A 26,566-nucleotide genomic window follows, 5' to 3' on the forward strand; every position below is an offset into this window, starting at 1 on the left:
AAGCCGTCCTTCGAGTACGGCTTGGGTATTTCTGAAGGCCGTCAAATGAAAAGCAAAACTATTCGCCGCTGGTCGTTCATCCACACCTGGACCAGCCTGATCAGCACCGTGTTCCTGCTGATGCTGGCACTGACTGGCCTGCCGTTGATCTTTCACCACGAGATCGACCACTTGCTGGGCGATGCCGCCGAGTTGAAGCAGATGCCGGCGGACACTCCGCAGCTGAATTTGCAGCAGTTGGTGCAAGCGGCTGAAAAACATCGCCCCGGCGAAGTCATGCAATATTTCGGCTTTGAGGAAGAAGAGCCCAACGCGGCGATCGCCATCATGGCGGCCACCGCCGGTACCGAACCCAATTCGTCACACACTTTCATGCTCGACGCCCGCACCGGCGAAGCGCTGGAAATGCCGTCGGCCAACGGCGGTTTCATGATGGTGATGCTGCGCCTGCACGTGGACATGTTCGCCGGTCTGCCAGGCAAATTGCTGCTGGCGTTCATGGGGCTGATGTTTGTCGTGGCCATTATTTCCGGGACGGTGCTGTACCTGCCGTTCATGCGCCGCTTGAAATTCGCCACCGTGCGCCAGGACAAATCCACCCGCCTGCGCTGGCTCGACCTGCATAACCTGATCGGCGTGGTCACCCTGACTTGGGCACTGGTGGTCGGGGTGACCGGCGTGATCAGTGCCTGCGCCGACCTGCTAATCGCCGCCTGGCGCAACGACGCCCTGAGCGCGATGATCGCGCCGTACCGCGACGCGCCGCCCTTGACGCAATTGGCGCCCGCGACCCGTTTGCTCGACATCGCCAAGGAAGTCGCGCCGGGCATGCAACCCGACTTCATTGCCTTCCCCGGCACGCGGTTTTCCAGCGAACACCATTACGCCGTGTTCATGAAGGGCAGCACCCACCTGACGTCGCACCTGCTGACCCCGGTGTTGATCGACGCCAGTACCCTGCAAGTCACGGCAGTGGCCGAACGACCGTGGTACATGGACGCCATGGGCATGTCGCAACCTCTGCACTTTGGTGATTACGGCGGCATGCCGATGAAAATCCTCTGGGCGACCCTGGATGGGCTGACCATCGTCGTGCTCGGCAGCGGGGTTTATCTGTGGGTGGTGCGGCGCAAGGCGGCGAAACCTGCCCTCGAGCAAGCGGAGGCTCAAGCATGAGGCCGCGACAGTCGAGTTTCTGGAAGGTTTTCGCCACGCCCACCGTTATTGCCCTGCTCAGTGCCGCGGGGTTGTTCGCCGCGTTGCTGGGCGATGGCGTGTGGGATGCCTTGAGCTGGCTCGGCCTGGGCGTCCCCGCCTTCCTGGCCCTGCGCGGCGTTCTGCAACGCCGCTGATTTGAATTGATTGGAGGATTCCTGTAGCAGCTGCCGAGCCTGCGAGGCTGCGTCCGGCTGCGCAGCAGTCGCAAATCCTGAAACCCTGATGTTGCGTTTGCCGGGCTGCTGATCTTTTGTGGGAGCGAGCCTGCTCGCGATGGGATCGCAGCGGTCACTCAGGCAGACCGAGGTGATCCCATCGCGAGCAGGCTCGCTCGCACAGGTTTCAATCCTTGACGTTTGTCATCTTGAGCAATCGGATCAACGCGCTATGCTGCCCAGCACTGCCCAACACCGAGACGTTGCCATGTCCGCCCCCAGCATGACCCTGTTCCACAATTCGTTATCGCCCTTCGTTCGCAAAGTCATGGTGCTGTTGCACGAAACCGGTCAGACCGACCGCGTGGCGTTGCAAGACTGCGTGCTCACGCCGGTGAACCCGGACCAGACGCTCAACCAAGACAACCCGATGGGCAAGATCCCGGCCCTGCGCCTGGCCGACGGCAACGTCATTCATGACAGCCGGGTGATCCTCGATTACCTCGACCATCAACACGTCGGCAACCCGCTGATCCCCCGCGACGGTTCGGCCCGCTGGCGGCGCCTGACCCTGGCCTCCCTGGCCGACGGGATCATGGACGCTTCGGTAATGGTTCGGTATGAAGTGGCCCTGCGCACCCCGGAGAAACAGTGGGACGAATGGCTCGATGGCCAGCGCGACAAGATTCGTCGCGCGCTGGCGCTGTTGGAGAAGGATGCGATTGCCGAGCTGACCAGCCATTTTGATGTGGCGGCAATCAGTGTGGCGTGTGCGTTGGGTTACCTCGACTTGCGCCATCCGGATTTGCAATGGCGCGAGTCGAACCCGCAGCTGGCGGCCTGGTATTTCGAGGTGAGTCAGCGGCCTTCGATGGTGGCGACGACGCCGAAGGTTTAGATTTTCGCTGGCTGTCAGGGCCTCTTCGCGAGCAAGCCCGCTCCCACACTGGATCTATGTCGTTGCAAAAATGCAGTGACGAATACAAAACCAATGTGGGAGCGGGCTTGCTCGCGAATGCACCACACCGGATCTAACGGAAACAACCCGTGAATCAGCGTCACCAACACCTCCCCCTCCCGCTGATCCTCACGCAACCCAAGCGACCGGCTCATTCCACCGCTCCAAGATCAAACGCCAACGGCTTGGCCGGCTTTTGCCCGATCCCGTACCAATCCAGCTTGCGGGTCAGCACCATGAACACGCCGAGCAAGCCGAACAGCAACAAGGAGCCCATCAACAGCGCGTAATCCTCGGCACTCAACAAGCCGTAGAGCAAGCCATACAACGCCGCCAAACCCGCCGAAAAGCTCAAGCCGTGACGCACGCTGCGCAGCACATGGCAGACATAGAACCCGATCAGCAACACGCAGCCGCCGGCCGACAACAGATAGGCCAGGGCAAAACCGATGTGCTCCGACAGCGACAGCAGCAACAGGTAAAAGAACGCCAGCGCCACGCCCACCAATGCATATTGCACCGGGTGCACCGCCAGGCTTTTCAGCACTTCGAAGAGAAAGAAGCCGGCGAAGGTCAGCACGATGAACAGCAGCGCATATTTGATCGCTCGGTCGCTCTTGAGGTACTGGTCCACCGGATCGATGAAACTCACGCCAAAACTGCGGCCGTTGTACGCCTCGCAACCACCGCCGGACACGCAACTGCTCAGCGCTTCCTGCAGGTTGGTGGAGAAAAACGAGGTCTGCCAATTGGCGGTAAAACCCTGGTCAGTCACTTCACGCTGGGCCGGCAGATAATTGCCAATGAAGCTTGGGTGCGGCCAGTTGGCACTCAGCGACACTTTGCTGGTCTTGCCCACCGGAAGGATCTGCAACTGACCGGTGCCTTGCAGCCGCAAGTCGAAACCGAAGGTCAATTGCGTGGCTTGCTTGGTATCCAGCGCCGGCAACGTCACGTGTACACCTTCGCCTAACCAGCCCACCTGGGTCCCCGGAACAAAGTCCAGGCGCTGGTCATTGAGTTCGAGTTTCAGGGCGTTTTCGATGCCGCGAATGTCGCTGATACCGACGGCCAGAAACGGCTGATCGAACTGGTAATCGGCGAAGTCTTCCTTGATGCCCAGTTGCGCCGGGACCGAGAAATGCCCGCTGATGCGGTTGTCGGCGTGGAACAGCCGCGCCTCGTAAATGCCTCGGGAGCGCAGCTCGGTCTGCACCTGGCCGTCGAGCTCGAAGCGTTCCGGGAGGAAATACAGACGACCGCGTTCCTCACCGATGTCCTGGTAGCGCTGGTTGGTTTTCTCGTTGAGTTTCCAGGTGCGCACCACTTTGCGATACGGCACCACCATCAGCGGCCCGCTCAGTTGCTGGCTGTAGCTGGAACTGCGGGCAATGTCTTCGAGCACACCGTCGCGCAATTGCTGGCGGTCCTGGATGATGCCGTTGATCATCAGCAACGGGATCAGCAATAACAGAATCAGAAGGGCAATGGCCCCGAGTTTTAGGGTCAGGCTGCGGTTCATGGGACTCTCCCTGTTTGGATGGGGAGAGTCTGAGGTGGGTGTGTGGAGGCTTTGTGGGGGGAATATGGAGATTATGTGGAGACCGGGCTGGCCTGCTCGCGATGGGCCGCAACTCGGTCCTAAGCCAGGCACAACCTGACTTCCACCCCACCCTCGACATTGCCGATACTCAATGCCCCACCATGCAACTGAACCACTTCTTCCACAAAGTTAAGCCCCAACCCGGTGCTCTTGCGCCCACTGTCCGGGCGCGGCAGCGAGTAGAAACGTTCGCTCAAACGCAGCAACGCATAGTCAGGAATCGCCTCGGCCTGGTTGAACAACCTGAACTCGATCTGCTCACCGACCTGCTCGGCGCTGAACCGCAGCAGCCCCTGAGGCGCAGTGAAATCCAAAGCGTTTTCCAGCAGATTCCCCAACGCCTGACGCAACAGGAACGGCTCGCCATGCAGGGTCATATCCGGCGCAATCCGCTGTTCCACGCGCAACTGCTTGCTTTCGATCCGTGCGGCCTGAGCGCTGAGCAACTCATCCACCAAACCCGCCAACGGTATCGCCACCCGCTCTTCCAGCCCTTGGCGCTGTTCAACCTGGGCCAGGTTCAGCAGCCGCTCAATCAACTGCTGCATCCGCACGCTTTCGCTGTCGATGTTGCTCACGAAACGCTGCTGCTGAGCCAACGGCATTTCACCTTGCAGCAACTCCGCTGCACCGCGAATCGCCGCCAATGGGCTTTTCAATTCATGGGTCAGGGTGTGCACATAGCGCTCAACGTAGGCTTTGCCTTCCAGCTGCGTTCGCATCTGCTCCACCGCCGTCGCCAGTTGCTCCAGCTCCCCGCCCCGATAATGCGGCACCTCGACGCGCCGCCCTTCGCTGACGGCCTGCGCATAAGCCGTCAACCGCCGCAGCGCCGCGCTCAACCACCACGACAACAGCGCGCCGAACAGCAAGCCCAGGCCGATCAACCCGGCTCCATAGCCGAGCAGTCGACGTTCGGTGCGATCAACGTAAGGCTGCAACGAACTGTTGGGCTTGGCCACGGTGACCACGCCGAAGATCTGGCCGTTGTCGCGAATCGGCGCGCCGACGTGCATCACCGAAGAGGTCGCATCGTTCGGATCGCTGCGGGTGGAACGTGCGCCGTATTCACCGCGCAACGTCAGGTACACGTCGTTCCAGCGCGAGTAATCCTGCCCCACCGCCGTGCCACTGGAATCCAGCACGACGATGCCTTTGGCGTCGGTAACGTAGATGCGGTGGTTGACCTGGTTCTTCGGCAAGCCCCAGATGCTTGCCTTCGGCTGCCGCTCGCCATAGGCCTTGAGCAGCTCAGGCCAGCGGTTCTGGTTGAGGGTACCGGCCTTGAAATCGTCGCGCAGGATCTCGGCCATCAGGTTGGCGGTGTCGACCAGGGTTTCTTCCGTGGACTGACGCACGCCGGGGCGGATTTCTTCCATCACGGTGTTGAGCACGAAGTAACCGGTCAGGCCGATAAACAGCACGTAGACCAGGAAGATCCGGATCCCCAACGGCATCAGCTGTGCCCCGGGCTGTAACTGTAACCGAGGCCACGATGGGTCTGGATCGGTTCGGCATCGGCCTTCACCAGACGCAACTTGGCGCGCACGCTTTTGATATGGCTGTCGATGCTGCGCTCGTAACCGGCATCGGCGGCCACGCCCAGTGCATCGAGTAATTGCTCGCGACTGAAGACGCGCTCGGGTTGTTCCAGCAGGCATTGCAGCAGACGGAATTCGTGCCGGGTGAGGCTCAAGGACTGACTGCGATAGCTGATTTGCACGCGTTCGCTGTCGACACGAAACAGCGCCGATGAGGCTTCGGCCACGGGTCGCGGCGCCATGCGCTTGAGAATCGCCCGCACCCGCGCGGCGACTTCCCGGGGGCTGAACGGTTTGACCACGTAGTCGTCGGCGCCGATTTCCAGGCCCACGACGCGGTCGATTTCCGCATCACGGGCGCTGAGAAAGATCACCGGCACGTCGCTGAAACGCCGCAGTTGCTTGCAGGTCTCGAAGCCGCTGATGTCCGGCAGGCCAATGTCGAGAATGATCAGGTCAGCCGGAGTCTGGCGCTGATGCTCCAGCGCCGCCGCGCCGAGGCTCAACCAAGTGGTGGTGAACCCCTCGCCCTGCAACGCGAATATCAGGGTGTCGGCAATCGCCGCTTCGTCTTCGACAATCAGGATATGAGGCATGGCGTCCGAGCCCGGCAGTTAAGTGGGCGAACGGTGCCCCAAGCCTCTCGTTCCGTCAATCAGCAGTCGGGTTTGTCGGCCGTGAAACGCCGCGCCGGGTTCACCGCTGCGCCGAATTCACGCAAGGCCTTGGCACCGATCAACAGCGGATAGTTGAAGCTGCTGCGGTCGGTGAGGTTGACCTCGACGGTGCGCTTGACGTTACCCAGGCACAGTTCCAGATCAACCACCGGGCGCTTGGTGGGCTCGATGGCTTCCTTGTCATCCTCGTCTTCTTCGGAGCGGGTCTTGATCTTGCTGATCCGCGCGACCTTGTGTTCGTAGACCTTGTTGCTCGCGTCTTTGGTGGCGAGGCGGAAACGTACCCACTCGTCGCCGTCGCGGGTGAAGGTTTCGATGTCCTTGGCCGACAGCGATGCCGTCAGGGCACCGGTGTCCATTTTGGCTTTAAGGACTTCGCCGCCGATTTCCGGCAGCGCAATGTATTCGTAACGCCCGTACAGCGTCGGCTCAGCGGCCAGGACCGGCAGGGACACGAGGGAAAGCAGTGCAAGGAGGGATTTCACGTAATGGGCATCCTTTGGGAATTGGGGCGCAGTGGCCGAATTCTAGACCGCAAACAACAACGATAGTTGGACGACCACCTACCTTTGTGGCGAGGGAGCTTGCTCCCGTTCGGCGGCGAAGCCGTCGTAAATCCATTCATCAACCTGATGTTCCTGACAAGCCACTTCACGGAGCCTTTGGGGCCGCTTCGCAGCCCAACGGGAGCAAGCTCCCTCGCCACAGGGATCTCATCAGGCTGCAAGCATAACGAGGTAAAGGTGAAACATTCGTCACCGCCGATTTGGCCTGCCGCCCGAAGCTGCATATCATGGCGCGCCCAAAAGCTTTCAAGAGTTACTTATGCGCCGCCTGCTCACCGGCTGTTTCGTTACCCTGCTGCTATTGCTCAACACCCTGGTCCTGTTCGGGCCGCTGATGGTGTTTGCCCTGCTCAAACTGATCCTGCCCGGGCGTTTTCGCGACTACGCCTCCTGGGCGGTAATGTGGATCGCCGAAACCTGGGCCGAAATCGACAAGCTGATCTTCAAGTTATGCATCCCGACACAGTGGGACATCCGTGGTGGTGAAGGCCTGCGCGTCGATACCTCATATCTGGTCATCAGCAACCACCAATCCTGGGTCGATATCCCGGCCCTGATCCAGACCCTGAACCGCCGCACGCCGTTCTTCAAGTTCTTCCTCAAGAAAGAACTGATCTGGGTGCCGTTCCTGGGGCTGGCGTGGTGGGCCCTGGATTACCCGTTCATGAAGCGCTACACCAAGGCATTCCTGGCCAAGCACCCAGAGTTGGCCGGCAAGGATCTGGACATCACCAAAGCGGCGTGCGAGTTGTACAAGCGTCAGCCGGTGACCGTGGTCAATTACCTGGAAGGCACCCGATACACCGCAGTGAAAAGCACTCAGCAGCAGTCACCGTTCACCCACCTGCTCAAACCCAAGGCCGGCGGCGTGGCGTTTGTGCTGGCGGCAATGGGCGAACAGCTGGACGCCGTGCTCGATGTGACGGTGGTGTATCCGCAGCAGAAGATTCCGGGGTTCTGGGATTTGATCAGCGGCAACGTGCCGAGGGTCATCATCGATATCAAGACCCGCGAACTCGACCCGGCGCTGTGGCAAGGCGATTACGAAAACGACCCGGTGTTTCGTGAAACGGTCCAGAACTGGGTCAACCAGCTCTGGATCGAGAAGGATCAACGCATCGACGAATTACGCGCCGGGCATCGCTAGATCAGCTACCGGCGCCGGCGCTCCAGATCCCGCCCAGGCTTTCCAGCAATGGACCGCCAACGCCCTGATCGCCGAGATATTTGAGGAGTACCGGAGCAAACTGGCCGACCATGCTGCCGTCCATCCCCAGGGCGCCGAACGCGCTGTTCAGGTCGCTGGTGTTCTTCACATTGCCCAGCGCGTTTTCCAGACCGGCCGATTTACCGGACGAACCGAGCAACCCGCTGAGGGCACCCAATTGACCGCCGCCGGACAGTTTGTCCAGACCCGGTACGCTTTTGGCCAGTTGCGAATAGTCGGTGGAGCTCAACTGATTTTTTGCCAGCCCCAGCATCGCCGCAGTGCCACCGACAGCTTGCTCGGGTTTTACGTTCAACTGCGACGTCAGCGCGCCGAGCAGCCCGGCGGTTTCCTGCGTAGGTGCGGCGGCAGTGGCTGCATTACCGCCCTGCATGCTCGAAGCTGCTTTGGTCACATCATCCAGGCTGAAACCGGCGAAGACCGGGCTGGCCGCCAGACTCATCAGCGAAGCCAGTGCAAAACCGCGTGAAATCTTCATCCAGACATCCTCTTGTGCCATAAAAACCGCCCGGCAATGGGTGGCGGAAAAACTGTTCCTTGGACTGATGACCCTAAGGATTGTTCCCAGCCCAGTGAGCTTGTCGCGGTTTCTGTAGGAGCTGCCGAAGGCTGCGATCTTTTGATCTTGATTGTTGGCGGAACTGAATACGCTGAAGATCAAAAGATCGCAGCCTTCGGCAGCTCCAGGGTCATGTGTTGTGGCCAAGTCCAAAAAGAATGCCTTCGTGCTGCATCCAGTCTGGCCCCACCCGCGTATATCAAGCACGGACAGACATTTCTGGCCGATTCTCCCCACAAGGATCATCACCATGAAACGCACTTCGATCAAAACGCCGTTGATTGCCAGCCTGCTGACCCTGGCTCTTGGCGGCGGATTCGCCCTGAGCACCGTGCAAGCGGCAACCATGAGCCACGACTCGGTCATGGTCGGCGGCCAGAGCATGTTGCCGAGCAAGGACATCATCGACAACGCCGTGAACTCCGCCGACCACACCACCTTGGTCGCCGCCGTGAAAGCCGCAGGCCTGGTGGATACCCTCAAGGGCAAAGGCCCGTTCACCGTGTTCGCTCCGGTCAACTCGGCCTTCGCTGCGCTGCCGGCCGGCACTGTCGATACCCTGCTCAAACCCGCCAACAAAGCGACCCTGACTCACATCCTCACCTACCACGTGGTCGCCGGGAAACTTGACATGATGACTCTGGCCGAGAAGATCAAGGCCGGGGGCGGCAAAGCCGAACTGACCACCGTCGCGGGCGGCAAGCTGTGGGTGATGATGAACGGCCCGCACAACATCACCATCAAGGATGAAAAAGGTGACGTCGCCGACATCACCACCTATGACGTGTACCAATCCAACGGCGTGATTCAGGTCATCGACAAAGTGCTGATGCCGAACACCTGAAGGATGCTGCCGACCTTGCGCATCAGGGTCGGCGGTTTGCCGAGGTGACCGCCCGTGAATGGAACAACTGCACAGCGTGAACTAACCTCTGCCTGCAATCGGCTCCTCACGCAGCCCACCTCAATTGCTTGGAGAACTGCCATTCCCAACGCCGACGCCGATCAGCTCAGGCAGCTTCTGGCCCAGTGTTCACTGGGCGACCGCCGCGCTTTCGAGACGCTTTACCGCAGCGTCGGCCCACGGCTGCATGGCGTAGCGCTGCGTTTGATGGGGCGACCGGATCTGGCTGAAGAAGTGCTGCAGGAAAGCTTCGTGCGCATCTGGAACAACGCCTCGCGCTATGAGGCGCATTTGTCGGCGCCGCTGACCTGGATGATCAACATCACCCGTCATCAAGCCATCGACCAGTTGCGCAAACACCGTGACCGGCCATTAAGCGACCTTGAAGAACAGGCGCTGGTGGATGAAAGCCCCTCGGCCCACGATCAACTCAGCAGTGCCCGTGAGGCCAACGCGTTGAACCGATGCCTGGAAAGACTCGACGGCATGCAGCGCCAATCGATCACCGTGGCTTACTTTCAGGGGCTGTCCTGCTCTGAGCTCGCCGAACACCTGGACGCGCCGCTGGGCTCGGTGAAATCCTGGATCCGCCGCGGTATGGAGCGACTGCGCAGGTGTCTTGAATCATGAACTATCAAACCCCGACCCTGCGCCGCGCCCTCGCCGCTGATTACGCCATTGGCCTGATGCCTTCTGCCGCGCGTCGGCGTTTTGAACAGTTGTTGCTGGAAGACGCAGCGCTTCGCGCGGAACTGGCGCAGTGGCAGGAAAGCCTGGTCAGTTTGACCGAAGCCCTGCCCGAGCAGCCGGTGCCGGATCGGGTGTGGAAAGGCATCACCGCGCGAATCGAACCGCAAATGCTTCATCTGCCAGAGAAGCGTCCGTTCTGGAACTGGTTGCGGGTGACGGGGGCGGTTTGCTCGCTGGTGATCGCCGTGACCTTGGGCGTGTTCTACAACCGCGACAATGCGCGTTACAGCGCCACACTGCTGACGGCCGAGGCGCAGCCTGCACTGAAGGTTGAGGCGCATAAGGATTATCTGAAGGTCGAGCCGCTGACGCTGGCAGCGGTTGAACCGGGGCGCAGTCTGGAGTTGTGGGCGATTCCGGCGGATGGCAAACCGATTTCCCTCGGTGTGATTCCGGCTGACGGCAAAGGTCGTGTAGAGCTGAACGATATGCAGAAGGCGCTGATCGGCAAGCCGATTGCGTTGGCGGTCAGTCTTGAACCGAAGGGTGGTTCGCCGACGGGGCAACCGACCGGGCCAGTTCTGTATCAAGGGGCGTTAGCAATGCTGTGACCAGCGACGACGGCCAGCAACGCTATAGGAACCGCAAGTTTTATTTCAAAACGGCATAACTGACTGTCAGAAGTGACAGTGGCCGCATAAACGGCATCCGCGCAGCATGAACACTTCACTTCATGTAAAGGACTACATCATGCGGATCGCTATGATTGTCATTGTTTTGGCCATTGCCGGTACTTCGAGCGCCGCTCAGGCTGATATCTGTCCTGAGGTCTCCAAAATCAAAAAGACAGATCAAGGTTTTGCGGCAGAGGATGAATCGGGCCGGAAATGGGAAGGAGAGAATCCGACGCTCACAAGCATCGATAAAAATACAACCGTCTTTGAAAGCGCCACGTACGTCACAAAAGACGAGAACGAAAACGGCCCCATCAGCGTGAGTCAGATGAGTTGCCGCTACAAAAATATCGCCTTGGTACTCGACAAGGTGACCGGATGGAAGCCGACCTCTGAAGAGTGGGACAAATCAAATAACTGTACGAAATCCATCAGTGAATGCTCATTCTCTCTGAGCAATTAGTTGAAACCGGCAGCTATAAAAAAGGGCGACATAACTGTCGCCCCTTTTTCCGTCCTGCTCCCAGCTTACGCCGCACTAAACAACTTATGCGGATCGATCACAAACTTCTTCGGCACGCCCGCATCGAACTCGCCGTAACCACGTGGCGCGTCATCCAGGCTGATCACCTCAACACCCACAATGTCGGCAATGTGGATACGGTCCCACATGATCGCCTGCATCAACTGGCGGTTGTACTTCATCACGGGCGTCTGGCCGGTGTGGAAGCTGTGGGATTTGGCCCAGCCCAGACCGAAGCGGATGCTCAGGCTGCCCATCTTCGCGGCTGCGTCGACGGCACCCGGATCTTCAGTCACGTACAGGCCAGGGATACCGATTTTGCCGGCAACCCGAACTACGCCCATCAGCGAGTTGAGCACGGTGGCCGGAGCTTCGTGTTTCACGCCGTCATGGCCGTGACCACGCGCTTCGAAGCCCACGGCGTCGACGGCGCAATCCACTTCAGGCTCGCCCAGCAGTGCAGCGATTTGCTCGTGCAGCGGGGTGTCCAGGGACAGATCGGCGATTTCGAAACCCTGCGCCTTGGCGTGTGCCAGGCGGACGGTGTTGACGTCGCCGATGATCACCACCGCAGCGCCCAACAGGCGAGCGGAAGCGGCAGCGGCCAGACCGACAGGACCGGCACCGGCGATGTACACGGTGCTGCCTGGGCCAACGCCGGCCGTCACTGCGCCGTGGTAACCGGTCGGCAGGATGTCGGAGAGGCAGGTCAGGTCGCGGATTTTTTCCATCGCGCGATCGCGATCAGGCAGTTTCAGCAGGTTGAAGTCGGCGTAAGGCACCATCGCGTATTCGGCCTGGCCGCCGGTCCAGTCGCCCATGTCGACGTAACCGTAAGCACCGCCCGGACGCGCCGGGTTAACGCTGAGGCAGACACCGGTGTGCATTTCCTTGCAGGAACGGCAGCGCCCGCAAGCAACGTTGAACGGCACCGACACCAGGTCGCCGATCTGCAGGTTCTCGACGTCGCTGCCTTTTTCAATGACTTCGCCGGTGATTTCGTGGCCCAGCACCAGACCGGTCTGAGCGGTGGTACGGCCGCGCACCATGTGCTGGTCGGAACCACAGATGTTGGTGGAAACCACACGCAGGATGACGGCGTGGTTAATCTTCCTGCCGCGCGGGTCCTGCATTTTCGGATAGTCGATTTTCTGTATTTCGACTTTGCCATTGCCGAGATACACCACACCACGATTGCCAGACATGCTTTCACCTCGCTGTTGTTTTTATGTAGCGGTCGCGTCGCCATGGTGCGGCGGCGCGTTGATTGCTCGGGTTATTGCCTGTGTCTTTTGTGTTGTTTGTTCGGGCCTCTTCGCGAGCAAGCCCGCTCCCACATTTGATCTTCGGTGTGACGGAGATCTGTCTACTCATGCAGATCCCCTGTGGGAGCGGGCTTGCTCGCGAATGGGCTGCGAAGCGGCCCCAAAAATCTAGAGAACGACGGTGCGATTGGCGTTGAGAAATACCCGTCGCTCAATGTGATAACCCACCGCCCGCGCCAACGTCAGCCCTTCGATATCCCGCCCCTTGGCGATCAGATCTTCGGGGTAGTGACTATGGTCCACGGCCTCGACGCCCTGGGCGATGATCGGGCCTTCGTCCAGGTCGTTGTTGATGTAGTGCGCCGTGGCGCCGACCAGTTTCACGCCCTTGTTATAGGCCTGGTGATAGGGCTTGGCACCCTTGAAACCCGGCAGCAGGGAGTGATGGATGTTGATCGCCTTGCCGTCGAGTTTGCGGCACAGCTCGGGCGACAGGACTTGCATGTAGCGGGCAAGGATCACCAGTTCGGCGCCGGACTCTTCGATCACTTGCCAAACCTGACGCTCTTGCGACGGCTTGTCGTTCGGGTCCAGCGGGAAATGGTAGTACGGAATCTGGTGCCAGTCGGCCAACGGCTTGAGGTCCGGGTGGTTGGAGACCACGGCGGCCACGTCCATAGACAACTGGCCGATGCGCTGGCGGTAGAGCAAATCGTTGAGGCAGTGATCGGCCTTGGACACCATGATCACCACTTTTGGCCGATAGTTCGGCGGTGTCAGTTCGAAGATCATGCCGAAGGCTTGGCCGCGTTCTTCCAATCCAGCGCGGAAGGCTTGTTCGTCGAAGCCGTCGGGCTGGCGGAACTCCACGCGAATGAAGAAACGGCCCGAGAGCCGATCATCAAAGGAATGGTGCTCGGTGACGTAGCAGCCCTGCTCGAACAGAAAGCGGGTCACCGCGTCCACGGTGCCGAGGACGCTTGGGCAGTCGGCGGTCAGAATCCATGTGTCTGGGGCGCGGCTCATAGTGCGGTGACTCCTGCTGCAAATTGGGTGGTCACAGAGGACCCTGTGGCGAGGGGATTTATCCCCGTTGGGCCGCGAAGCGGCCCCAAAATCAGCAACCGCATTCCTTCATAAAGAATACGGGTTCAGGTTTTACGACTGCTTCGCAGCCGAACGGAGATAAATCCCCTCGCCACAAAAGCAGTCTTGACACACCACTGAGTCAGGCCTGGACGCTAAGCCCGTATTCAGCCGCAGCATCCTGCAACCACAACCACCAGTAATCCGAGAAGCTGCGGCGGATCAGCAGTTCCCAAGTGTCTTCAGCGGTATGGCGGATCACCAGTTGCGACTTGGCGAACACGGTGCCGACGGCCTTGCCCACCGGAAAACTGTTCGGGTGCACGTCGTAGCTGGTGGATTTCATCAGCACCTGGCGCACGTTCGGGCCGCTCAGTTCGAGGAGCTGCTGGCCGCCGCTGACGTTGGTAATCGCAATGTGCAGATCACCCAGCGCTTCGCGCAGTTTCTGCTCGGCGGCGAATTCTTCACCGGTTGGCACGATCAGCAGCCATTCATCCGGCCCCATCCATTGCAGGCTGGTTTCGCCTTTGACGACGACGGTCAGCGCAGCTGGCAGTTCGATGCCGAGGGCCTTGTGCACGCCAGCGGCGAACGCAGCATCGTGGCCATCACCACGAATGGTCAGGTGGCCGAGGAGTTTTTTCTCACGCACGATCACGCCGGCGCTTTTGCGGCCCTTGCCCACCAGGCTGGCGAGGTCGGCATGATGCAGCGACGACTCGGCCTTGGCTCCGGTGGTTGGGCGTTGTTGGTATACATTGGCTACGGTCATAAAGCACCTTTCCTGAATTCTGTTGGTTCCTGTGGTGGCTGGACTGCCGTCATCGCCAGCAGGCTAGCTCCCACATTCAACCGCGTTCCCCTGTGGGAGCTAGCCTGCTGGCGATTGGTAGCCCGCCCACAGATCTCGAGGCCATCAAATGTTCTGGCGATCACCCTTTGGATCGAAGAACACCGAAGAAACGATTTCCGCCTCGATCACGCTGCCGTCAGCCAGCGGCGCGAACACACGCTCACCAATACGCTTCAAACCGCCCTTCACCACGCCCATGGCAAACGAATAGCCCAGGGAGTTGTGCAGGTAGCTGGAAGTGACGTGACCGACCATCGTCATCGGGATCGTCTGCTTGGTGTTGAACACCAGTTGCGCACCTTCCGGCAGCCATTTGGTCGGATCGATCGGCTTCAGGCCCACCAGCTGTTTGCGTTGATCACGCACGCAGTCTTCGCGGTTCATGCCACGCTGGCCGATCCACGAGAACGGTTTGGTGCGACCGACACACCAGCCCATGTTCAGGTCGTCCGGGGTCATCGAGCCGTCGGTGTCTTGACCGACGATGATGAAGCCCTTCTCGGCCCGCAGGATGTGCATGGTTTCGGTGCCATATGGCGTCAGGTTGTATTGCTTGCCAGCCTCGACGATTTTTTCCAGCACACCCATCGCGTAGTCGGCTTGCACGTTGACTTCATACGACAGCTCACCGGTAAACGAAATCCGGAATACCCGCGCCGGCACACCGCCGACCAGGCCTTCTTTCCAGGTCATGAACGGGAAGGCTTCGTTGGTCAGATCAATGTCGGTGACCTGGCTGAGCAGCTTGCGGCTGTTCGGCCCGGACAGGGTCATGGTTGCCCAGTGATCCGTCACGGAAGTGAAGTACACCTTCAGGTCTGGCCATTCGGTCTGGTGGTAGATTTCCAGCCATTGCAGCACGCGTGCAGCGCCGCCGGTGGTGGTGGTCATCACGAAGTGGTTGTCGGCGAGGCAAGCGGTGACGCCGTCGTCGAACACCATGCCGTCTTCTTTGCACATCAGGCCGTAACGCGCCTTGCCCACGTCGAGCTTGGTCCAGGCGTTGGTGTAGATGCGGTTCAGGAACTCACGGGAGTCCGGGCCCTGGATGTCGATCTTGCCCAGGGTCGAGGCGTCCAGCAGGCCAACGCTGTCGCGCACGGCTTTGCATTCGCGTTTCACGGCGGCATGAATGTCTTCACCGTTTTTCGGGAAGTACCAAGGACGCTTCCACTGACCGACGTCTTCAAACTCGGCGCCGTTCTTCACGTGCCAGTGATGCAGCGCGGTGTGACGGACAGGTTCGAAGATGTGCCCACAGTGACGGCCGGCCACGGCGCCGAAAGTCACCGGCGTGTAGTTCGGACGGAACATGGTGGTGCCCATCTGCGGGATGGTCACGTTCAGCGAACGGGCGGCAATGGCCAAGCCGTTGACGTTGCCGAGCTTGCCCTGGTCCGTACCAAAGCCCAGTGCGGTGTAACGTTTGACGTGCTCGACCGACTCGAAACCTTCGCGGGTCGCCAGTTCGATGGCGGCCGCAGTGACGTCGTTTTGCAGGTCTACGAATTGCTTCGGTCCGCGTGAGGTGCCTTTTTCGTGCGGCACCTGGAACAGCGCCAGGGTTGGCTCTTCGAGACGGCTCAGGGCTTTCGGCAAGGTGCCTTCGACCACGCTGAAACCGGCTTCGCTGGCCGCGCGAGCGCCGCCTTCAAAACCATCGGCCAGGGAATCACCGAGGCCATAGACGCCGTTGATGCCACCGACGCACACGCGTTTCTGCGGTGCTTCGCCCGGTACGAAACCGAGAATGTCTTCACGCCAGGTCGGCTTGCCGCCCAAGTGCGAAGCCAGGTGAACCACCGGGCTGTAACCGCCGGAGGTCGCGACCAGGTCGCAATCGAGCCACTCGCCAGGACTGGTCACGGCGTGGGCTTTGACATCGATCGCAGCGATGCGAGCAGCAGTAACGTGCTTGCTGCCACGGGCTTCGATCACGGCACTGCCGGTCAGGATGCGGATGCCTTTAGCGCGGGCTTCTTCCACCAGCGCACCACGCGGATTGCTGCGGGCATCGGCAATGGCCACGACTTGCAGGCTGGCGTCGAGCCAGTCCAGAGCAACGCGGTAGGCGTGATCGTTGTTGGTCGACAGCACCAGTTTCTTGCCCGGCGCTACACCGTAACGGCGCACGTAAGTCGACACAGCGCCGGCGAGCATGTTGCCCGGCACGTCGTTGTTGCCGTAAACCAATGGACGCTCGCAAGCGCCAGTCGCCAGCACCACACGTTTGGCGCGAACCCGGTGGATGCGCTGACGGACCTGGCCAATCGGTGCGCGGTCGCCGAGGTGATCGGTGAGGCGCTCGTGAATGGTCAGGAAGTTATGGTCGTGGTAACCGTTGACCGTGGCGCGCGGCAACAGCAGCACGTCCGGGGTGTCTTTCAGCTCGGCGATGACGCTGGCGACCCACTCGGCCGCAGGCTTGCCGTCGAGGCTTTCGCGGGAGTCGAGCAGGCTGCCGCCGAACTCTTCTTGCTCATCAGCCAGGATTACGCGAGCACCGCTACGAGCGGCTGCCAGTGCAGCGGCCAGGCCAGCCGGGCCACCGCCGACGATCAGTACGTCGCAGTGCTGGTTCATGTAGTCGTAGGTGTCCGGATCGTTCTCGGTCGGCGAGCGGCCAAGACCGGCGGCCTTACGAATGTACTTCTCGTAAGTCATCCAGAACGATTGCGGGTACATGAAGGTTTTGTAGTAGAAGCCCGGCGGCATCAGCTTGCCGCCGACCTTGCCGAGAATCCCCATCATGTCGTTGTTCACGCTCGGCCAGCCGTTGGTGCTGGTGGCGACCAGGCCTTGATATAGCGCTTGTTGCGTGGCGCGTACGTTCGGGATTTGCGTGGCTTCAGTAGCGCCGATCTGCAGCACGGCGTTCGGCTCTTCAGCGCCAGCAGCAAAGATGCCGCGCGGACGGGAATACTTGAAGCTGCGACCAATGATATCCACACCGTTGGCCAGCAAGGCCGCGGCCAGCGAATCGCCTTCAAAGCCTTTGTAAGTCTGGCCGTTGAAGGTGAAGCTCAGCACTTTGTTGCGGTCGATCCGTCCGCCGTTGGACAGGCGATTGATCTGGCTCATACCTTCTCTCCCAGAGCCGTGGCGGCCGCTTTCGGGCTATCGGTCTTGTCGGTGAATTGTGGCTTGGTGCCGATCTTGTAGGTCTCGAGAATCTCGTAGGTCACGGTGTCGCGGGTGGCGTTGAAGTACTGACGGCAACCGGCGACGTGATCCCACAGCTCGTGGTGCAGACCGCGAGGGTTATCGCGGAAGAACATGTAGTCGCCCCACTCCTCGTCGGTGCAGGTGTTCGGATCCAGTGGGCGCGGGATGTGCGCCTGGCCGGATGCGTGGAATTCCTCTTCGGAGCGCAGTTCGCCGCAGTGAGGACAGAAGATATGCAACATGGGGATTTCTCCTGTTAGTGGGCAACCGCAGCAGCGCCGTGTTCATCGATCAACGCACCGTTGTGGAAACGGTCGATGGAGAAAGGTGCAGCCAATGGGTGCATTTCACCCTTGGCCAGGCTCGCGGCAAATACGTTGCCCGAGCCAGGTGTGGCCTTGAAGCCACCGGTGCCCCAACCGCAGTTGAAGAACATGTTCGGGACCGGGGTTTTCGAGATGATCGGGCATGCATCCGGTGTGGTGTCGACGATGCCGCCCCACTGCCGGTTCATGCGCACGCGGGACAACACCGGGAACATCTCGACGATGGCCTGAATGGTGTGCTCGATCACCGGGTACGAACCACGCTGGCCGTAGCCGTTGTAGCCGTCGATACCGGCGCCGATCACCAGGTCGCCCTTGTCGGACTGGCTGATGTAACCGTGCACGGCGTTGGACATGATCACGCTGTCGATAATCGGTTTGATCGGCTCGGACACCAGCGCTTGCAGCGGGTGGGATTCGATCGGCAGACGGAAACCGGCGAGTTTGGCCATGTGCCCGGAGTTACCGGCGGTCACTACACCGACGCGTTTGGCACCGATGAAGCCTTTGTTGGTTTCAACACCGATGCACACGCCGTTTTCCTTGCGGAAGCCGATCACTTCGGTCTGCTGGATCAAGTCCACGCCCAGGGCGTCGGCGGCACGGGCAAAGCCCCACGCCACGGCATCGTGACGGGCCACGCCGCCGCGACGCTGGACGGTTGCGCCCATCACCGGGTAGCGCGTGTTCTTGGAGCAGTCGAGGTACGGAATCTCGTCGGCCACTTGCTTGGCATCGAGCAGTTCGCCGTCCACGCCGTTGAGGCGGTTGGCGCTGACCCGACGTTCGGAATCACGAATGTCCTGCAAGGTGTGACACAGGTTGTAAACGCCGCGCTGGGAGAACATCACGTTGTAGTTCAGGTCCTGAGACAGGCCTTCCCACAATTTCATCGCGTGTTCGTACAGGTGCGCCGACTCGTCCCACAGGTAGTTGGAGCGAACGATGGTGGTGTTGCGCGCGGTGTTACCGCCGCCCAGCCAGCCTTTCTCGACCACGGCCACGTTGGTGATGCCGTGCTCTTTGGCCAGGTAGTAGGCGGTCGCCAGACCATGCCCGCCACCGCCGACGATGACTACGTCATAGACCTTTTTAGGGGTCGGCGTGCGCCACATTTTCTGCCAGTTTTCGTGATGGCTGAGGGAGTGTTTGAAGAGGCCGAAGCCCGAGTAGCGTTGCATAGTCATTTACTCCAAAACCGCGCTCAGCGATAAACCGGGAAGTCCGCGCACAGGGCCGACACTTGCTGCGCAACATTGGCCTCGACATCGGCATCGCCGAGGTTGTCGAGGATGTCGCAGATCCAGCCGGCCAGCGTGACGCACTGGGTCACCTTGAAGCCGCGCGTGGTCACCGCCGGGGTGCCGATGCGCAGGCCGGAGGTCACGAACGGCGACTGTGGATCGTTCGGCACGGCGTTCTTGTTCACGGTGATGTGGGCGCGACCGAGTGCTGCATCCGCCTCTTTGCCGGTGAGGCCCTGACGGATCAGGCTGACCAGGAACAGGTGGTTATCGGTGCCGCCGGACACTACATCGTAGCCGCGCTTGATAAACACGCCGGCCATGGCCTGGGCGTTATCGATCACTTGTTGTTGGTAAGCCTTGAAACCAGGCTCCAGCGCTTCCTTGAAGCACACCGCTTTACCGGCGATGACGTGCATCAGCGGGCCGCCCTGGGCACCCGGGAACACCGCGGCGTTGAGCTTTTTCTCGATTTCTTCGTTGGCCTTGGCCAGGATCAGGCCACCACGTGGACCGCGCAGGGTCTTGTGGGTGGTGGTGGTGACCACGTCGGCGTACGGCAGCGGGTTCGGGTACAGGCCGGCAGCGACCAGACCGGCAACGTGAGCCATGTCGACGAACAGCAGCGCACCGACCTTGTCGGCGATCTGACGGAAACGTGGGAAGTCGAGGGTCTTGGAGTAAGCCGAGAACCCGGCAACGATCATCTTGGGTTTGCATTCGACGGCCAAACGCTCGACTTCGTCGTAATCGATCAGCCCGGTTTTGGTGTCGATCCCGTACTGCACGGCGTTGTACAGCTTGCCCGAGGACGACACTTTGGCGCCGTGGGTCAGGTGACCACCGTGGGCCAGGCTCATGCCGAGAATGGTGTCGCCAGGCTGGATCAGGGCCAGATACACAGCGCTGTTGGCCGAGGAGCCAGAGTGCGGCTGCACGTTGGCGTAGTCGGCGCCGAACAGTTGCTTGGCGCGTTCGATGGCCAGTGCTTCAACTTTATCGACGTGCTCGCAGCCACCGTAGTAGCGCTTGCCCGGATAGCCTTCGGCGTATTTGTTGGTCAGGCCACTGCCTTGCGCTTCCATGACGCGTTTGCTGGTGTAGTTCTCTGACGCGATCAGCTCGATGTGATCTTCCTGGCGTTGCTCCTCGGCATTCATCGCCGCCAGCAGTGCATCGTCGTAACCCTTGATCTGGTCTTGCTTGCTGAACATCGCGTCTCTCCCAGCGGCATCTATGCGCCATTCGTCTCGGTAAGGCACCGGTGTTTCGACAGTGCCCTTTGATGCGATGGTATGACCGGCGCAGACAGGCCAAATGCCTACGGACGCCACGCAAAGGTGCGTTTACGACATGGGCTGAAATGGCATGCCCAACACACTCCTCAAATCAGCACAGAACCCTGTGGGAGCGGGCTTGCTCGCGAATGCAGTGTGTCAGCCACCGTTGATGTCGACTGGCCTGACGCATTCGCGAGCAAGCCCGCTCCCACAGGGGTTAGGTGGCGATCTGGCGGGCGAGTAACAAAATCAAGAAATGCAGTGGATAGAGCGCATATGCCCAGCGACGCATCGGCGGCGGTTTGAGTCGGCCGGCGTGGCGCAGTAAAAGCACACCGGCCAATGGCGCAATCAGACAAGCGGCAATGCCGAGGACTGATGCACGGTTACCGATCCGCGCGGAGTAAAACAACACCTCCCATTGATTCGCCGCCAGGCACACCAGCCCCGGCAACAGGCTGAAATACCAGGGCCGCCTGATCACCAGCAACATCGCCAGCGGCAGCAGGACGCCGAAGAAACCAAACATCAGCCACTGCGCGAATAGTGCCGCCAGCGTCAGGGCGCCGACCGCGAGTAGTCGCGATTGCAGGCTTCGATCCTGCCAGCCACGGGCCACCAGCAACCCCAGCGCCAACGTAGGCAACACGTTCAACGTGTCGGGATCAGGAATGAACATTCGATACGGAATTTCGCTGAGGGCGCTGAACAACAGCAACCAGCCCAGGTATCGCCACGGGCCGTCGGTCGTCACTGTCCGGGTGCGTGACAGGTTGGCCGCCATCGCCAGGCAGAACCACGGAAACGCCAGTCGTCCCGGCACATAAAGCAGATCAACGGAGTAACCGACATATCGCAGGTGATCGAACACCATGCTCAATAGCGCCAGCCACTTGAGCAGATCCAGTGCCCCATCCCTTTGCGTCATGTGCATAATTGCCCGTCGTCTTTGTATTTTTCTGTCCGACACAGCGCGTGTGCTCACCGGATGATCTTCGGTACAGTGCGCACCATCATTGACCACGAGGCGCTTCACCATAAGCGTCTCGACCACGGAAAGCAGGGCCATGACCGATAAGAGCCAACAATTCGCCAGCGACAACTATTCCGGTATCTGCCCTGAAGCCTGGGCGGCCATGGAACAGGCCAACCACGGCCACCAACGCGCTTACGGCGACGATGAATGGACCGCTCGCGCGTCCGATGATTTCCGCAAACTGTTCGAAACAGACTGCGAAGTGTTTTTCGCCTTCAACGGTACCGCGGCCAACTCGCTGGCCCTGTCGTCGCTGTGCCAGAGTTACCACAGCGTGATCTGCTCGGAAACCGCCCACGTCGAAACCGACGAGTGCGGCGCCCCGGAATTCTTCTCCAACGGTTCCAAGCTGCTGATTGCCCGCACCGAAAACGGCAAGCTGACCCCGGAATCGATCCGCGAAATCGCGCTCAAGCGCCAGGACATCCACTACCCGAAACCGCGCGTCGTGACCCTGACCCAGGCCACCGAAGTCGGCAGCGTCTACACCCCGGAAGAAATCCGCGCCATCAGCGCCACCTGCAAAGAGCTGGGCCTGAACCTGCACATGGACGGCGCGCGCTTTTCCAACGCCTGCGCGTTCCTCGGCTGCTCCCCGGCGGACCTGACCTGGAAGGCCGGCGTCGACGTGCTGTGCTTCGGCGGCACGAAAAACGGCATGGCGGTGGGGGAAGCGATTCTGTTCTTCAACCACAAACTGGCCGAAGACTTCGACTACCGCTGCAAACAGGCCGGGCAACTCGCCTCGAAAATGCGCTTCCTCTCGGCCCCATGGGTCGGGATCCTGGAAAACGACGCCTGGCTCAAATACGCCAAACACGCCAACCATTGCGCGCAACTGCTGGCAGAGTTGGTCAGCGACATCCCCGGCGTGGAACTGATGTTCCCGGTGCAGGCCAACGGCGTGTTCCTGCAACTGTCGGAACCGGCCATCGCCGCACTCACCGCCAAGGGCTGGCGCTTCTACACCTTCATCGGCAACGGCGGCGCACGCTTCATGTGCTCGTGGGACACCGAAGAAGAGCGCGTGCGCGAACTCGCGGCGGATATCCGCGAAGTCATGTCCGCCTGATCCCTTCGAGCAACAACCCGATCTCCTGTGGCGAGGGAGCTTGCTCCCGTCCGGCTGCGAAGCAGTCGTAAAACCAGCCAATGCGGTCTGCCTGACAGACCGCATATTCAGGTTTTGGGGCCGCTTCACAGCCCAGCGGGAGCAAGCTCCCTCGCCACAAAAGCTCACTCACCACTCACCACAGCGTCTTGGTCTACATTGTCCTGCGAACCACTCGATTCGCTCAGACAATAACAATCAGGAGCTTACGCATGTCATTACAAGGCAAAACCCTGTTCATCACCGGCGCCAGCCGTGGCATCGGCCGCGAGATCGCGCTGCGGGCCGCGCGGGACGGGGCCAATATTGTGATTGCCGCCAAAAGCGCCGAGCCCCATCCCAAGTTGCCGGGGACGATTTTCAGCGTGGCGCAGGAAGTTGAAGCCGCGGGTGGCAAGGCCCTGGCTTTGCAGGTGGATGTTCGCGATGAGGTCGCGGTGCGTGAAGCCTTGGCCCAGGCCAACGAACATTTCGGCGCTATCGATGCGCTGATCAACAATGCCGGGGCGATCAAGTTGACCGGGGTGCAACACATCGAGCTCAAACGCTTCGACCTGATGCACCAGATCAACACCCGCGCCGTGTTGCTCTGCAGCCAGGCCGCGCTGCCTTACCTGAAAAAGAGCAGCGGCCACATCCTTAACCTGTCGCCGCCGTTGAACCTGGCGACAAAGTGGTTCGCGCAATACAGCCCCTACACCGTGACCAAGTACGGCATGAGCATGTTGACGCTGGGCATGAGCGAGGAATTTGCCAATTACGGCATCAGCGTCAACTCGCTGTGGCCACAAACGATGATCGCCACCGCCGCCATCGAATTTCAGCTGGGGTCGCGGGAATCCTTCAAACACGCACGAACTCCGGCGATCATGGCGGATGCCGCCCACGTGATTCTGGACAGCACGGGGCGCAGCGTTACCGGGCGGTTGCTGATTGATGAGGAAATACTGCGAGAGAACGGGGTGACCGAGTTCGAGCATTACCGCTTCGAACCCGGTACCAACGACAAGCTGATGCCAGACCTGTTTGTCGACTGAAAGCACCGGCCCTGTGGGAGCGGGCTTGCTCGCGAAAGCGGTGTGCCATTCAACGATGATGTTGACTGAACCACCGCTTTCGCGAGCAAGCCCGCTCCCACAAGGGATCGGTGCTACTTAGAATTCGATGCGCACGTCGCCCTTCGGCACGCTGCAGCACGACAGGATGTAGCCCTCGGCTTCGTCTTCCTCGGTAATCCCGCCGTTGTGGTCCATCTCGACCTCTCCGCCCAACTTCAGCACCTTGCATGTGCCGCAGATGCCCATGCCGCAGGCCTTCGGAATCAGCAGGCCGAGTTTGGCAGCCGCCGCATGCACGGTTTCACCCGGGGTCACGCGAATGCTTTTGCCGGAGGAGATGAATTCGACTTGATGCAGGTCCGCCAGATCGACTTCCGGCGCGTCGGCGGCGATTTCGGCCTGTTCCACCGCATCGGCACGGGCTTCCGGTGGCGTGGCGCCGAAGGATTCCTCGTGATAACGCGACATGTCGAAGCCAACCGCTTCGAGCATGCGCTTGACCGCGTTCATGTACGGCGTCGGGCCGCAGCAGAACACTTCGCGCTCCATGAAGTCCGGGGCCATCAGTTCGAGCATCTTGTGGTTCAGGTAACCGCGATAACCGGCCCACGGTTCACCCAGTCCATGCTTTTCGCAGATCAGGTGCAGGCTGAAGTTATCGATCCGCGACGCCATGTGTTCCAGCTCGCGGTGGTAAATGATGTCCTTGGGCGAGCGGGCGCTGTGGATAAACACCATGTCGACGTTGCCGTTGGTGTCGTAGTACCAGCGCGCCATGGACATGACTGGCGTGATACCGACACCGCCACTGAGGTACAACACCTTCGGCGCGGTGAAGTCCATGGCGTTGAACAGCCCGACCGGACCGTGCACGGCCAACTCCTGACCTTCATGCAGGGTGTCGTGCAGCCAGTTCGATACTTTGCCGCCCGGCACGCGCTTGATGGTCACGGAAAAGCTGTACGGCACCGATGGCGAGCTGGAAATGGTGTAGGAGCGCATGATCGGCACGCCGTCGATTTCCAGCTCCAGGGTGACGAACTGCCCCGGTTTAAAGAAGAACAGAATCGGCTGGTCGGCCATAAAGCAGAAGGTGCGCACATCCCAGGTTTCCTGGATGACTTTGACGCAACGGACGATGTGTCGACCGTTGGCCCAGGTCTGGGTGGTTACCGGATTCAGGAAGCTGTTGGACATGCTGTTCTCCACCGCCGATGGTCGGCCTTATGTTGACGATTCTGCGTAACGCGCGGACCACCCATTTACCTATCTGCGACATTCACATACTTATCGCGACCAGCCCCCAACTACCGGGGGTTACGCGTCGGGAACAGAGTGGGCCATGTCGCTCATGGATAAGGTTCCGGCCAACAGCGGCCCCACACTCGCCCCATACCAAGACACAATCTTTACACCTTGCTTTACACCTTGCGTAGCAAACCTGATTAGCCACTTTTCGCCGGCCACACAGAATGGCCTTGAGGATCAAATCGATGGACGTCACCGCAAAAATCAGCCTGGGCGATCCGCTGGAACCCGCACGCAAGGCCACCGCGCAGATGCTGCAAGAGCGCGAGCGCACTTTCTCGCTGCCGCAGCCGTTTTACTCTGACGAGCGGCTGTTTGAAATCGACATGCAGGAAATCTTCCAGAAAGAGTGGTTGATCGCCGGCATGGCCTGCGAAATCCCGACCAAGGGCAACTACCTGACCCTGCAAGTCGGCAAGAACCCGATCATCGTGATTCGCGGCGCCGAAGGCGTGATCCATGCGTTCCACAACGTCTGCCGGCACCGTGGTTCGCGTCTGTGCACCAGTGAAAAAGGCAAGGTCGCCAAACTGGTCTGCCATTACCACCAGTGGACTTACGAACTGGACGGTCGCCTGCTGTTCGCCGGCACCGAAATGGGCGCCGACTTCGACATGAAGCAGTACGGCCTCAAACCGGTGAACGTGAAGACCGCCGGCGGTTACATCTTCATCAGCCTGTCGGAGAACCCGCCAGCGATTGATGACTTCCTGTCGACGCTGAACCATTACATGGAACCGTATGACATGGAGAACACCAAGGTGGCGATTACCACCACCTTGATGGAAAAGGCCAACTGGAAACTGGTGCTGGAAAACAACCGCGAGTGCTACCACTGCAACGCGTCGCACCCGGAACTGCTGAAAACCCTGCTGGAATGGGACGACGTCACCGACCCGCGTGCCGACCAGGCCTTCAAGGACCACGTCGCCGCCTCCGCCGCGGCCTGGGAAGCCGAGAAGATTCCTTACGCCCACGCCAGCTTCGGCCTGCGTAACCGCATCGTGCGCATGCCGCTGCTCAAGGGCACCGTGTCGATGACCCTGGACGGCAAACAGGGCTGCGCCAAACTCATGGGCCGCATCAAGAACCCGGACCTGGGCTCGATGCGCATCCTGCACCTGCCGCACTCGTGGAACCACTGCATGGGCGATCACATCATTGTCTTCACGGTGTGGCCGATCAGCGCTCAGGAAACCATGGTCACCACCAAGTGGATCGTCCACAAGGACGCGGTTGAAGGTGTGGACTACGACGTGGAGCGTATGCGCCAGGTCTGGGATGCGACCAACGACCAGGACCGTCGCCTGGCCGAAGAGAACCAGCGCGGGATCAACTCCACGGCCTACCAGCCTGGCCCTTATTCCAAGACCTATGAGTTTGGTGTGGTGAACTTTGTGGACTGGTACAGCGAGCGGTTGCTGAACAACCTTGGGGCTGAGCCTGCGGCTTACCTTAAAGGGGTTCCGGTTCAGGGCTGACCACACGGCACCCGAGACGAAAAAAACCGCGAGCGTCCTCGCGGTTTTTTTGTG

General features: G+C 60.3%; 25 protein-coding genes. 11 read left to right on the forward strand and 14 right to left on the reverse strand.

Annotation, left to right across the window (positions count from 1 at the left end; translation table 11 throughout):
* The first annotated feature begins 45 nt into the window (after positions 1-45).
* From ACA068_RS27015 to ACA068_RS27025, 3 genes are all read left to right on the forward strand, one after another.
* On the forward strand, positions 46-1,176 hold the full coding sequence (locus ACA068_RS27015) for a PepSY-associated TM helix domain-containing protein (RefSeq protein ID WP_497305971.1): 1,131 nt from the start codon (positions 46-48) through the stop codon (positions 1,174-1,176).
* Positions 1,173-1,352 carry a hypothetical protein gene (locus tag ACA068_RS27020; protein ID WP_497305973.1) on the forward strand — a complete coding sequence of 60 codons (180 nt, stop codon included), beginning with the start codon at positions 1,173-1,175 and terminating at the stop codon, positions 1,350-1,352. Before ACA068_RS27015 ends, ACA068_RS27020 begins: the two co-directional genes overlap by 4 nt.
* Before the next feature lie 289 nt (positions 1,353-1,641).
* Positions 1,642-2,271 (forward strand): glutathione S-transferase, encoded by a 630-nt coding sequence (locus tag ACA068_RS27025; RefSeq protein ID WP_497305975.1) that lies wholly within the window; start codon positions 1,642-1,644, stop codon positions 2,269-2,271.
* Between the two features lie 211 nt (positions 2,272-2,482).
* On the opposite strand, the gene creD is transcribed toward ACA068_RS27025, so the two are convergent.
* From creD to rloA2, 4 genes are all read right to left on the reverse strand, one after another.
* Entirely contained in the window at positions 2,483-3,853 is a 1,371-nt protein-coding gene (gene creD / locus ACA068_RS27030) for a cell envelope integrity protein CreD (protein WP_497305976.1), read from the reverse strand.
* Between the two features lie 119 nt (positions 3,854-3,972).
* Positions 3,973-5,391, reverse strand: a complete 1,419-nt coding sequence (creC, locus tag ACA068_RS27035; RefSeq protein ID WP_497305978.1) for a two-component system sensor histidine kinase CreC — start codon at positions 5,389-5,391, stop codon at positions 3,973-3,975.
* On the reverse strand, positions 5,391-6,071 hold the full coding sequence (gene creB / locus ACA068_RS27040; protein ID WP_497305980.1) for a two-component system response regulator CreB: 681 nt from the start codon (positions 6,069-6,071) through the stop codon (positions 5,391-5,393). Before creB ends, creC begins: the two co-directional genes overlap by 1 nt.
* Before the next feature lie 59 nt (positions 6,072-6,130).
* Positions 6,131-6,637, reverse strand: a complete 507-nt coding sequence (rloA2, locus tag ACA068_RS27045) for a retropepsin-like aspartic peptidase RloA2 (RefSeq protein WP_497305982.1) — start codon at positions 6,635-6,637, stop codon at positions 6,131-6,133.
* Between the two features lie 340 nt (positions 6,638-6,977).
* On the opposite strand from rloA2, the gene yihG reads away from it, so the two are divergent.
* The gene (gene yihG, locus ACA068_RS27050; RefSeq protein WP_497305984.1) at positions 6,978-7,865 is read left to right on the forward strand and encodes a 1-acylglycerol-3-phosphate O-acyltransferase, YihG family; all 888 of its coding nucleotides are present in this window, start codon (positions 6,978-6,980) and stop codon (positions 7,863-7,865) included.
* Position 7,866: 1 nt separating this feature from the next.
* Here the strand turns inward: yihG and ACA068_RS27055 are convergent, their stop codons facing one another.
* On the reverse strand, positions 7,867-8,424 hold the full coding sequence (locus ACA068_RS27055) for a DUF2780 domain-containing protein (protein WP_497305986.1): 558 nt from the start codon (positions 8,422-8,424) through the stop codon (positions 7,867-7,869).
* A 331-nt stretch (positions 8,425-8,755) separates the two neighbouring features.
* On the opposite strand from ACA068_RS27055, the gene ACA068_RS27060 reads away from it, so the two are divergent.
* From ACA068_RS27060 to ACA068_RS27075, 4 genes are all read left to right on the forward strand, one after another.
* Positions 8,756-9,349 carry a fasciclin domain-containing protein gene (locus ACA068_RS27060; protein WP_497305988.1) on the forward strand — a complete coding sequence of 198 codons (594 nt, stop codon included), beginning with the start codon at positions 8,756-8,758 and terminating at the stop codon, positions 9,347-9,349.
* Positions 9,350-9,403: 54 nt separating this feature from the next.
* Positions 9,404-10,039, forward strand: a complete 636-nt coding sequence (locus tag ACA068_RS27065; RefSeq protein ID WP_497305990.1) for an RNA polymerase sigma factor — start codon at positions 9,404-9,406, stop codon at positions 10,037-10,039.
* Positions 10,036-10,710 (forward strand): anti-sigma factor, encoded by a 675-nt coding sequence (locus tag ACA068_RS27070; protein ID WP_497305992.1) that lies wholly within the window; start codon positions 10,036-10,038, stop codon positions 10,708-10,710. Before ACA068_RS27065 ends, ACA068_RS27070 begins: the two co-directional genes overlap by 4 nt.
* A gap of 139 nt (positions 10,711-10,849) precedes the next feature.
* A complete protein-coding gene (locus ACA068_RS27075; protein WP_497305994.1) occupies positions 10,850-11,236 on the forward strand; it encodes a DUF3757 domain-containing protein in 387 nt (128 codons plus the stop codon).
* Between the two features lie 65 nt (positions 11,237-11,301).
* Here ACA068_RS27075 and fdhA read toward each other — a convergent pair whose 3' ends face one another.
* The 8 genes from fdhA to ACA068_RS27115 all read right to left on the reverse strand — a co-directional run bounded on the left by fdhA (position 11,302) and on the right by ACA068_RS27115 (position 21,452).
* Positions 11,302-12,501 (reverse strand): formaldehyde dehydrogenase, glutathione-independent, encoded by a 1,200-nt coding sequence (gene fdhA, locus ACA068_RS27080; RefSeq protein ID WP_007947729.1) that lies wholly within the window; start codon positions 12,499-12,501, stop codon positions 11,302-11,304.
* Between the two features lie 228 nt (positions 12,502-12,729).
* Positions 12,730-13,587 carry a formyltetrahydrofolate deformylase gene (gene purU / locus ACA068_RS27085; RefSeq protein ID WP_497305996.1) on the reverse strand — a complete coding sequence of 286 codons (858 nt, stop codon included), beginning with the start codon at positions 13,585-13,587 and terminating at the stop codon, positions 12,730-12,732.
* A gap of 202 nt (positions 13,588-13,789) precedes the next feature.
* Positions 13,790-14,422, reverse strand: coding sequence for a sarcosine oxidase subunit gamma (locus ACA068_RS27090; protein WP_497305998.1), 633 nt, complete (start codon positions 14,420-14,422; stop codon positions 13,790-13,792).
* A 144-nt stretch (positions 14,423-14,566) separates the two neighbouring features.
* On the reverse strand, positions 14,567-17,584 hold the full coding sequence (locus ACA068_RS27095) for a sarcosine oxidase subunit alpha (protein WP_497306000.1): 3,018 nt from the start codon (positions 17,582-17,584) through the stop codon (positions 14,567-14,569).
* A complete protein-coding gene (locus tag ACA068_RS27100) occupies positions 17,581-17,910 on the reverse strand; it encodes a sarcosine oxidase subunit delta (protein WP_497306002.1) in 330 nt (109 codons plus the stop codon). Before ACA068_RS27100 ends, ACA068_RS27095 begins: the two co-directional genes overlap by 4 nt.
* 14 nt (positions 17,911-17,924) lie before the next feature.
* Positions 17,925-19,175 carry a sarcosine oxidase subunit beta gene (locus ACA068_RS27105; RefSeq protein ID WP_007947735.1) on the reverse strand — a complete coding sequence of 417 codons (1,251 nt, stop codon included), beginning with the start codon at positions 19,173-19,175 and terminating at the stop codon, positions 17,925-17,927.
* Between the two features lie 23 nt (positions 19,176-19,198).
* Complete coding sequence (gene glyA / locus ACA068_RS27110; RefSeq protein WP_497306003.1) at positions 19,199-20,452, reverse strand: serine hydroxymethyltransferase; 1,254 nt, start codon at positions 20,450-20,452, stop codon at positions 19,199-19,201.
* Positions 20,453-20,735: 283 nt separating this feature from the next.
* Positions 20,736-21,452: a TraX family protein gene (locus ACA068_RS27115; protein WP_497306005.1), complete on the reverse strand. Its 717-nt coding sequence runs from the start codon at positions 21,450-21,452 to the stop codon at positions 20,736-20,738.
* A 133-nt stretch (positions 21,453-21,585) separates the two neighbouring features.
* On the opposite strand from ACA068_RS27115, the gene ACA068_RS27120 reads away from it, so the two are divergent.
* Positions 21,586-22,626: a threonine aldolase family protein gene (locus ACA068_RS27120; RefSeq protein ID WP_497306006.1), complete on the forward strand. Its 1,041-nt coding sequence runs from the start codon at positions 21,586-21,588 to the stop codon at positions 22,624-22,626.
* Positions 22,627-22,877: 251 nt separating this feature from the next.
* Positions 22,878-23,702, forward strand: coding sequence for an SDR family oxidoreductase (locus tag ACA068_RS27125; RefSeq protein ID WP_497306007.1), 825 nt, complete (start codon positions 22,878-22,880; stop codon positions 23,700-23,702).
* 117 nt (positions 23,703-23,819) lie between these two features.
* Here the strand turns inward: ACA068_RS27125 and gbcB are convergent, their stop codons facing one another.
* Complete coding sequence (gbcB, locus tag ACA068_RS27130; RefSeq protein ID WP_497306009.1) at positions 23,820-24,920, reverse strand: glycine betaine monooxygenase reductase subunit; 1,101 nt, start codon at positions 24,918-24,920, stop codon at positions 23,820-23,822.
* Between the two features lie 296 nt (positions 24,921-25,216).
* Here gbcB and gbca point away from each other — a divergent pair, with 296 nt between their 5' ends.
* Positions 25,217-26,512 carry a glycine betaine monooxygenase oxygenase subunit gene (gbca, locus tag ACA068_RS27135; protein WP_497306010.1) on the forward strand — a complete coding sequence of 432 codons (1,296 nt, stop codon included), beginning with the start codon at positions 25,217-25,219 and terminating at the stop codon, positions 26,510-26,512.
* Positions 26,513-26,566: the final 54 nt, after the last annotated feature.

The organism is Pseudomonas sp. LBUM1660, assembly GCF_059695935.1.

Excerpts from the sequence above, each read along its gene's own strand:
- ACA068_RS27015 (WP_497305971.1), top strand. The coding sequence starts at position 46 with ATGAAAAGCAAAACTATTCGCCGCTGGTCGTTCATCCACACCTGGACC.
- ACA068_RS27020 (WP_497305973.1), top strand. The coding sequence starts at position 1,173 with ATGAGGCCGCGACAGTCGAGTTTCTGGAAGGTTTTCGCCACGCCCACC.
- ACA068_RS27025 (WP_497305975.1), top strand. The coding sequence starts at position 1,642 with ATGTCCGCCCCCAGCATGACCCTGTTCCACAATTCGTTATCGCCCTTC.
- creD (WP_497305976.1), bottom strand. The coding sequence starts at position 3,853 with ATGAACCGCAGCCTGACCCTAAAACTCGGGGCCATTGCCCTTCTGATT.
- creC (WP_497305978.1), bottom strand. The coding sequence starts at position 5,391 with ATGCCGTTGGGGATCCGGATCTTCCTGGTCTACGTGCTGTTTATCGGC.
- creB (WP_497305980.1), bottom strand. The coding sequence starts at position 6,071 with ATGCCTCATATCCTGATTGTCGAAGACGAAGCGGCGATTGCCGACACC.
- yihG (WP_497305984.1), top strand. The coding sequence starts at position 6,978 with ATGCGCCGCCTGCTCACCGGCTGTTTCGTTACCCTGCTGCTATTGCTC.
- ACA068_RS27055 (WP_497305986.1), bottom strand. The coding sequence starts at position 8,424 with ATGAAGATTTCACGCGGTTTTGCACTGGCTTCGCTGATGAGTCTGGCG.
- ACA068_RS27060 (WP_497305988.1), top strand. The coding sequence starts at position 8,756 with ATGAAACGCACTTCGATCAAAACGCCGTTGATTGCCAGCCTGCTGACC.
- ACA068_RS27070 (WP_497305992.1), top strand. The coding sequence starts at position 10,036 with ATGAACTATCAAACCCCGACCCTGCGCCGCGCCCTCGCCGCTGATTAC.
- ACA068_RS27075 (WP_497305994.1), top strand. The coding sequence starts at position 10,850 with ATGCGGATCGCTATGATTGTCATTGTTTTGGCCATTGCCGGTACTTCG.
- fdhA (WP_007947729.1), bottom strand. The coding sequence starts at position 12,501 with ATGTCTGGCAATCGTGGTGTGGTGTATCTCGGCAATGGCAAAGTCGAA.
- purU (WP_497305996.1), bottom strand. The coding sequence starts at position 13,587 with ATGAGCCGCGCCCCAGACACATGGATTCTGACCGCCGACTGCCCAAGC.
- ACA068_RS27090 (WP_497305998.1), bottom strand. The coding sequence starts at position 14,422 with ATGACCGTAGCCAATGTATACCAACAACGCCCAACCACCGGAGCCAAG.
- ACA068_RS27095 (WP_497306000.1), bottom strand. The coding sequence starts at position 17,584 with ATGAGCCAGATCAATCGCCTGTCCAACGGCGGACGGATCGACCGCAAC.
- ACA068_RS27100 (WP_497306002.1), bottom strand. The coding sequence starts at position 17,910 with ATGTTGCATATCTTCTGTCCTCACTGCGGCGAACTGCGCTCCGAAGAG.
- ACA068_RS27105 (WP_007947735.1), bottom strand. The coding sequence starts at position 19,175 with ATGCAACGCTACTCGGGCTTCGGCCTCTTCAAACACTCCCTCAGCCAT.
- glyA (WP_497306003.1), bottom strand. The coding sequence starts at position 20,452 with ATGTTCAGCAAGCAAGACCAGATCAAGGGTTACGACGATGCACTGCTG.
- ACA068_RS27115 (WP_497306005.1), bottom strand. The coding sequence starts at position 21,452 with ATGCACATGACGCAAAGGGATGGGGCACTGGATCTGCTCAAGTGGCTG.
- ACA068_RS27120 (WP_497306006.1), top strand. The coding sequence starts at position 21,586 with ATGACCGATAAGAGCCAACAATTCGCCAGCGACAACTATTCCGGTATC.
- ACA068_RS27125 (WP_497306007.1), top strand. The coding sequence starts at position 22,878 with ATGTCATTACAAGGCAAAACCCTGTTCATCACCGGCGCCAGCCGTGGC.
- gbcB (WP_497306009.1), bottom strand. The coding sequence starts at position 24,920 with ATGTCCAACAGCTTCCTGAATCCGGTAACCACCCAGACCTGGGCCAAC.
- gbca (WP_497306010.1), top strand. The coding sequence starts at position 25,217 with ATGGACGTCACCGCAAAAATCAGCCTGGGCGATCCGCTGGAACCCGCA.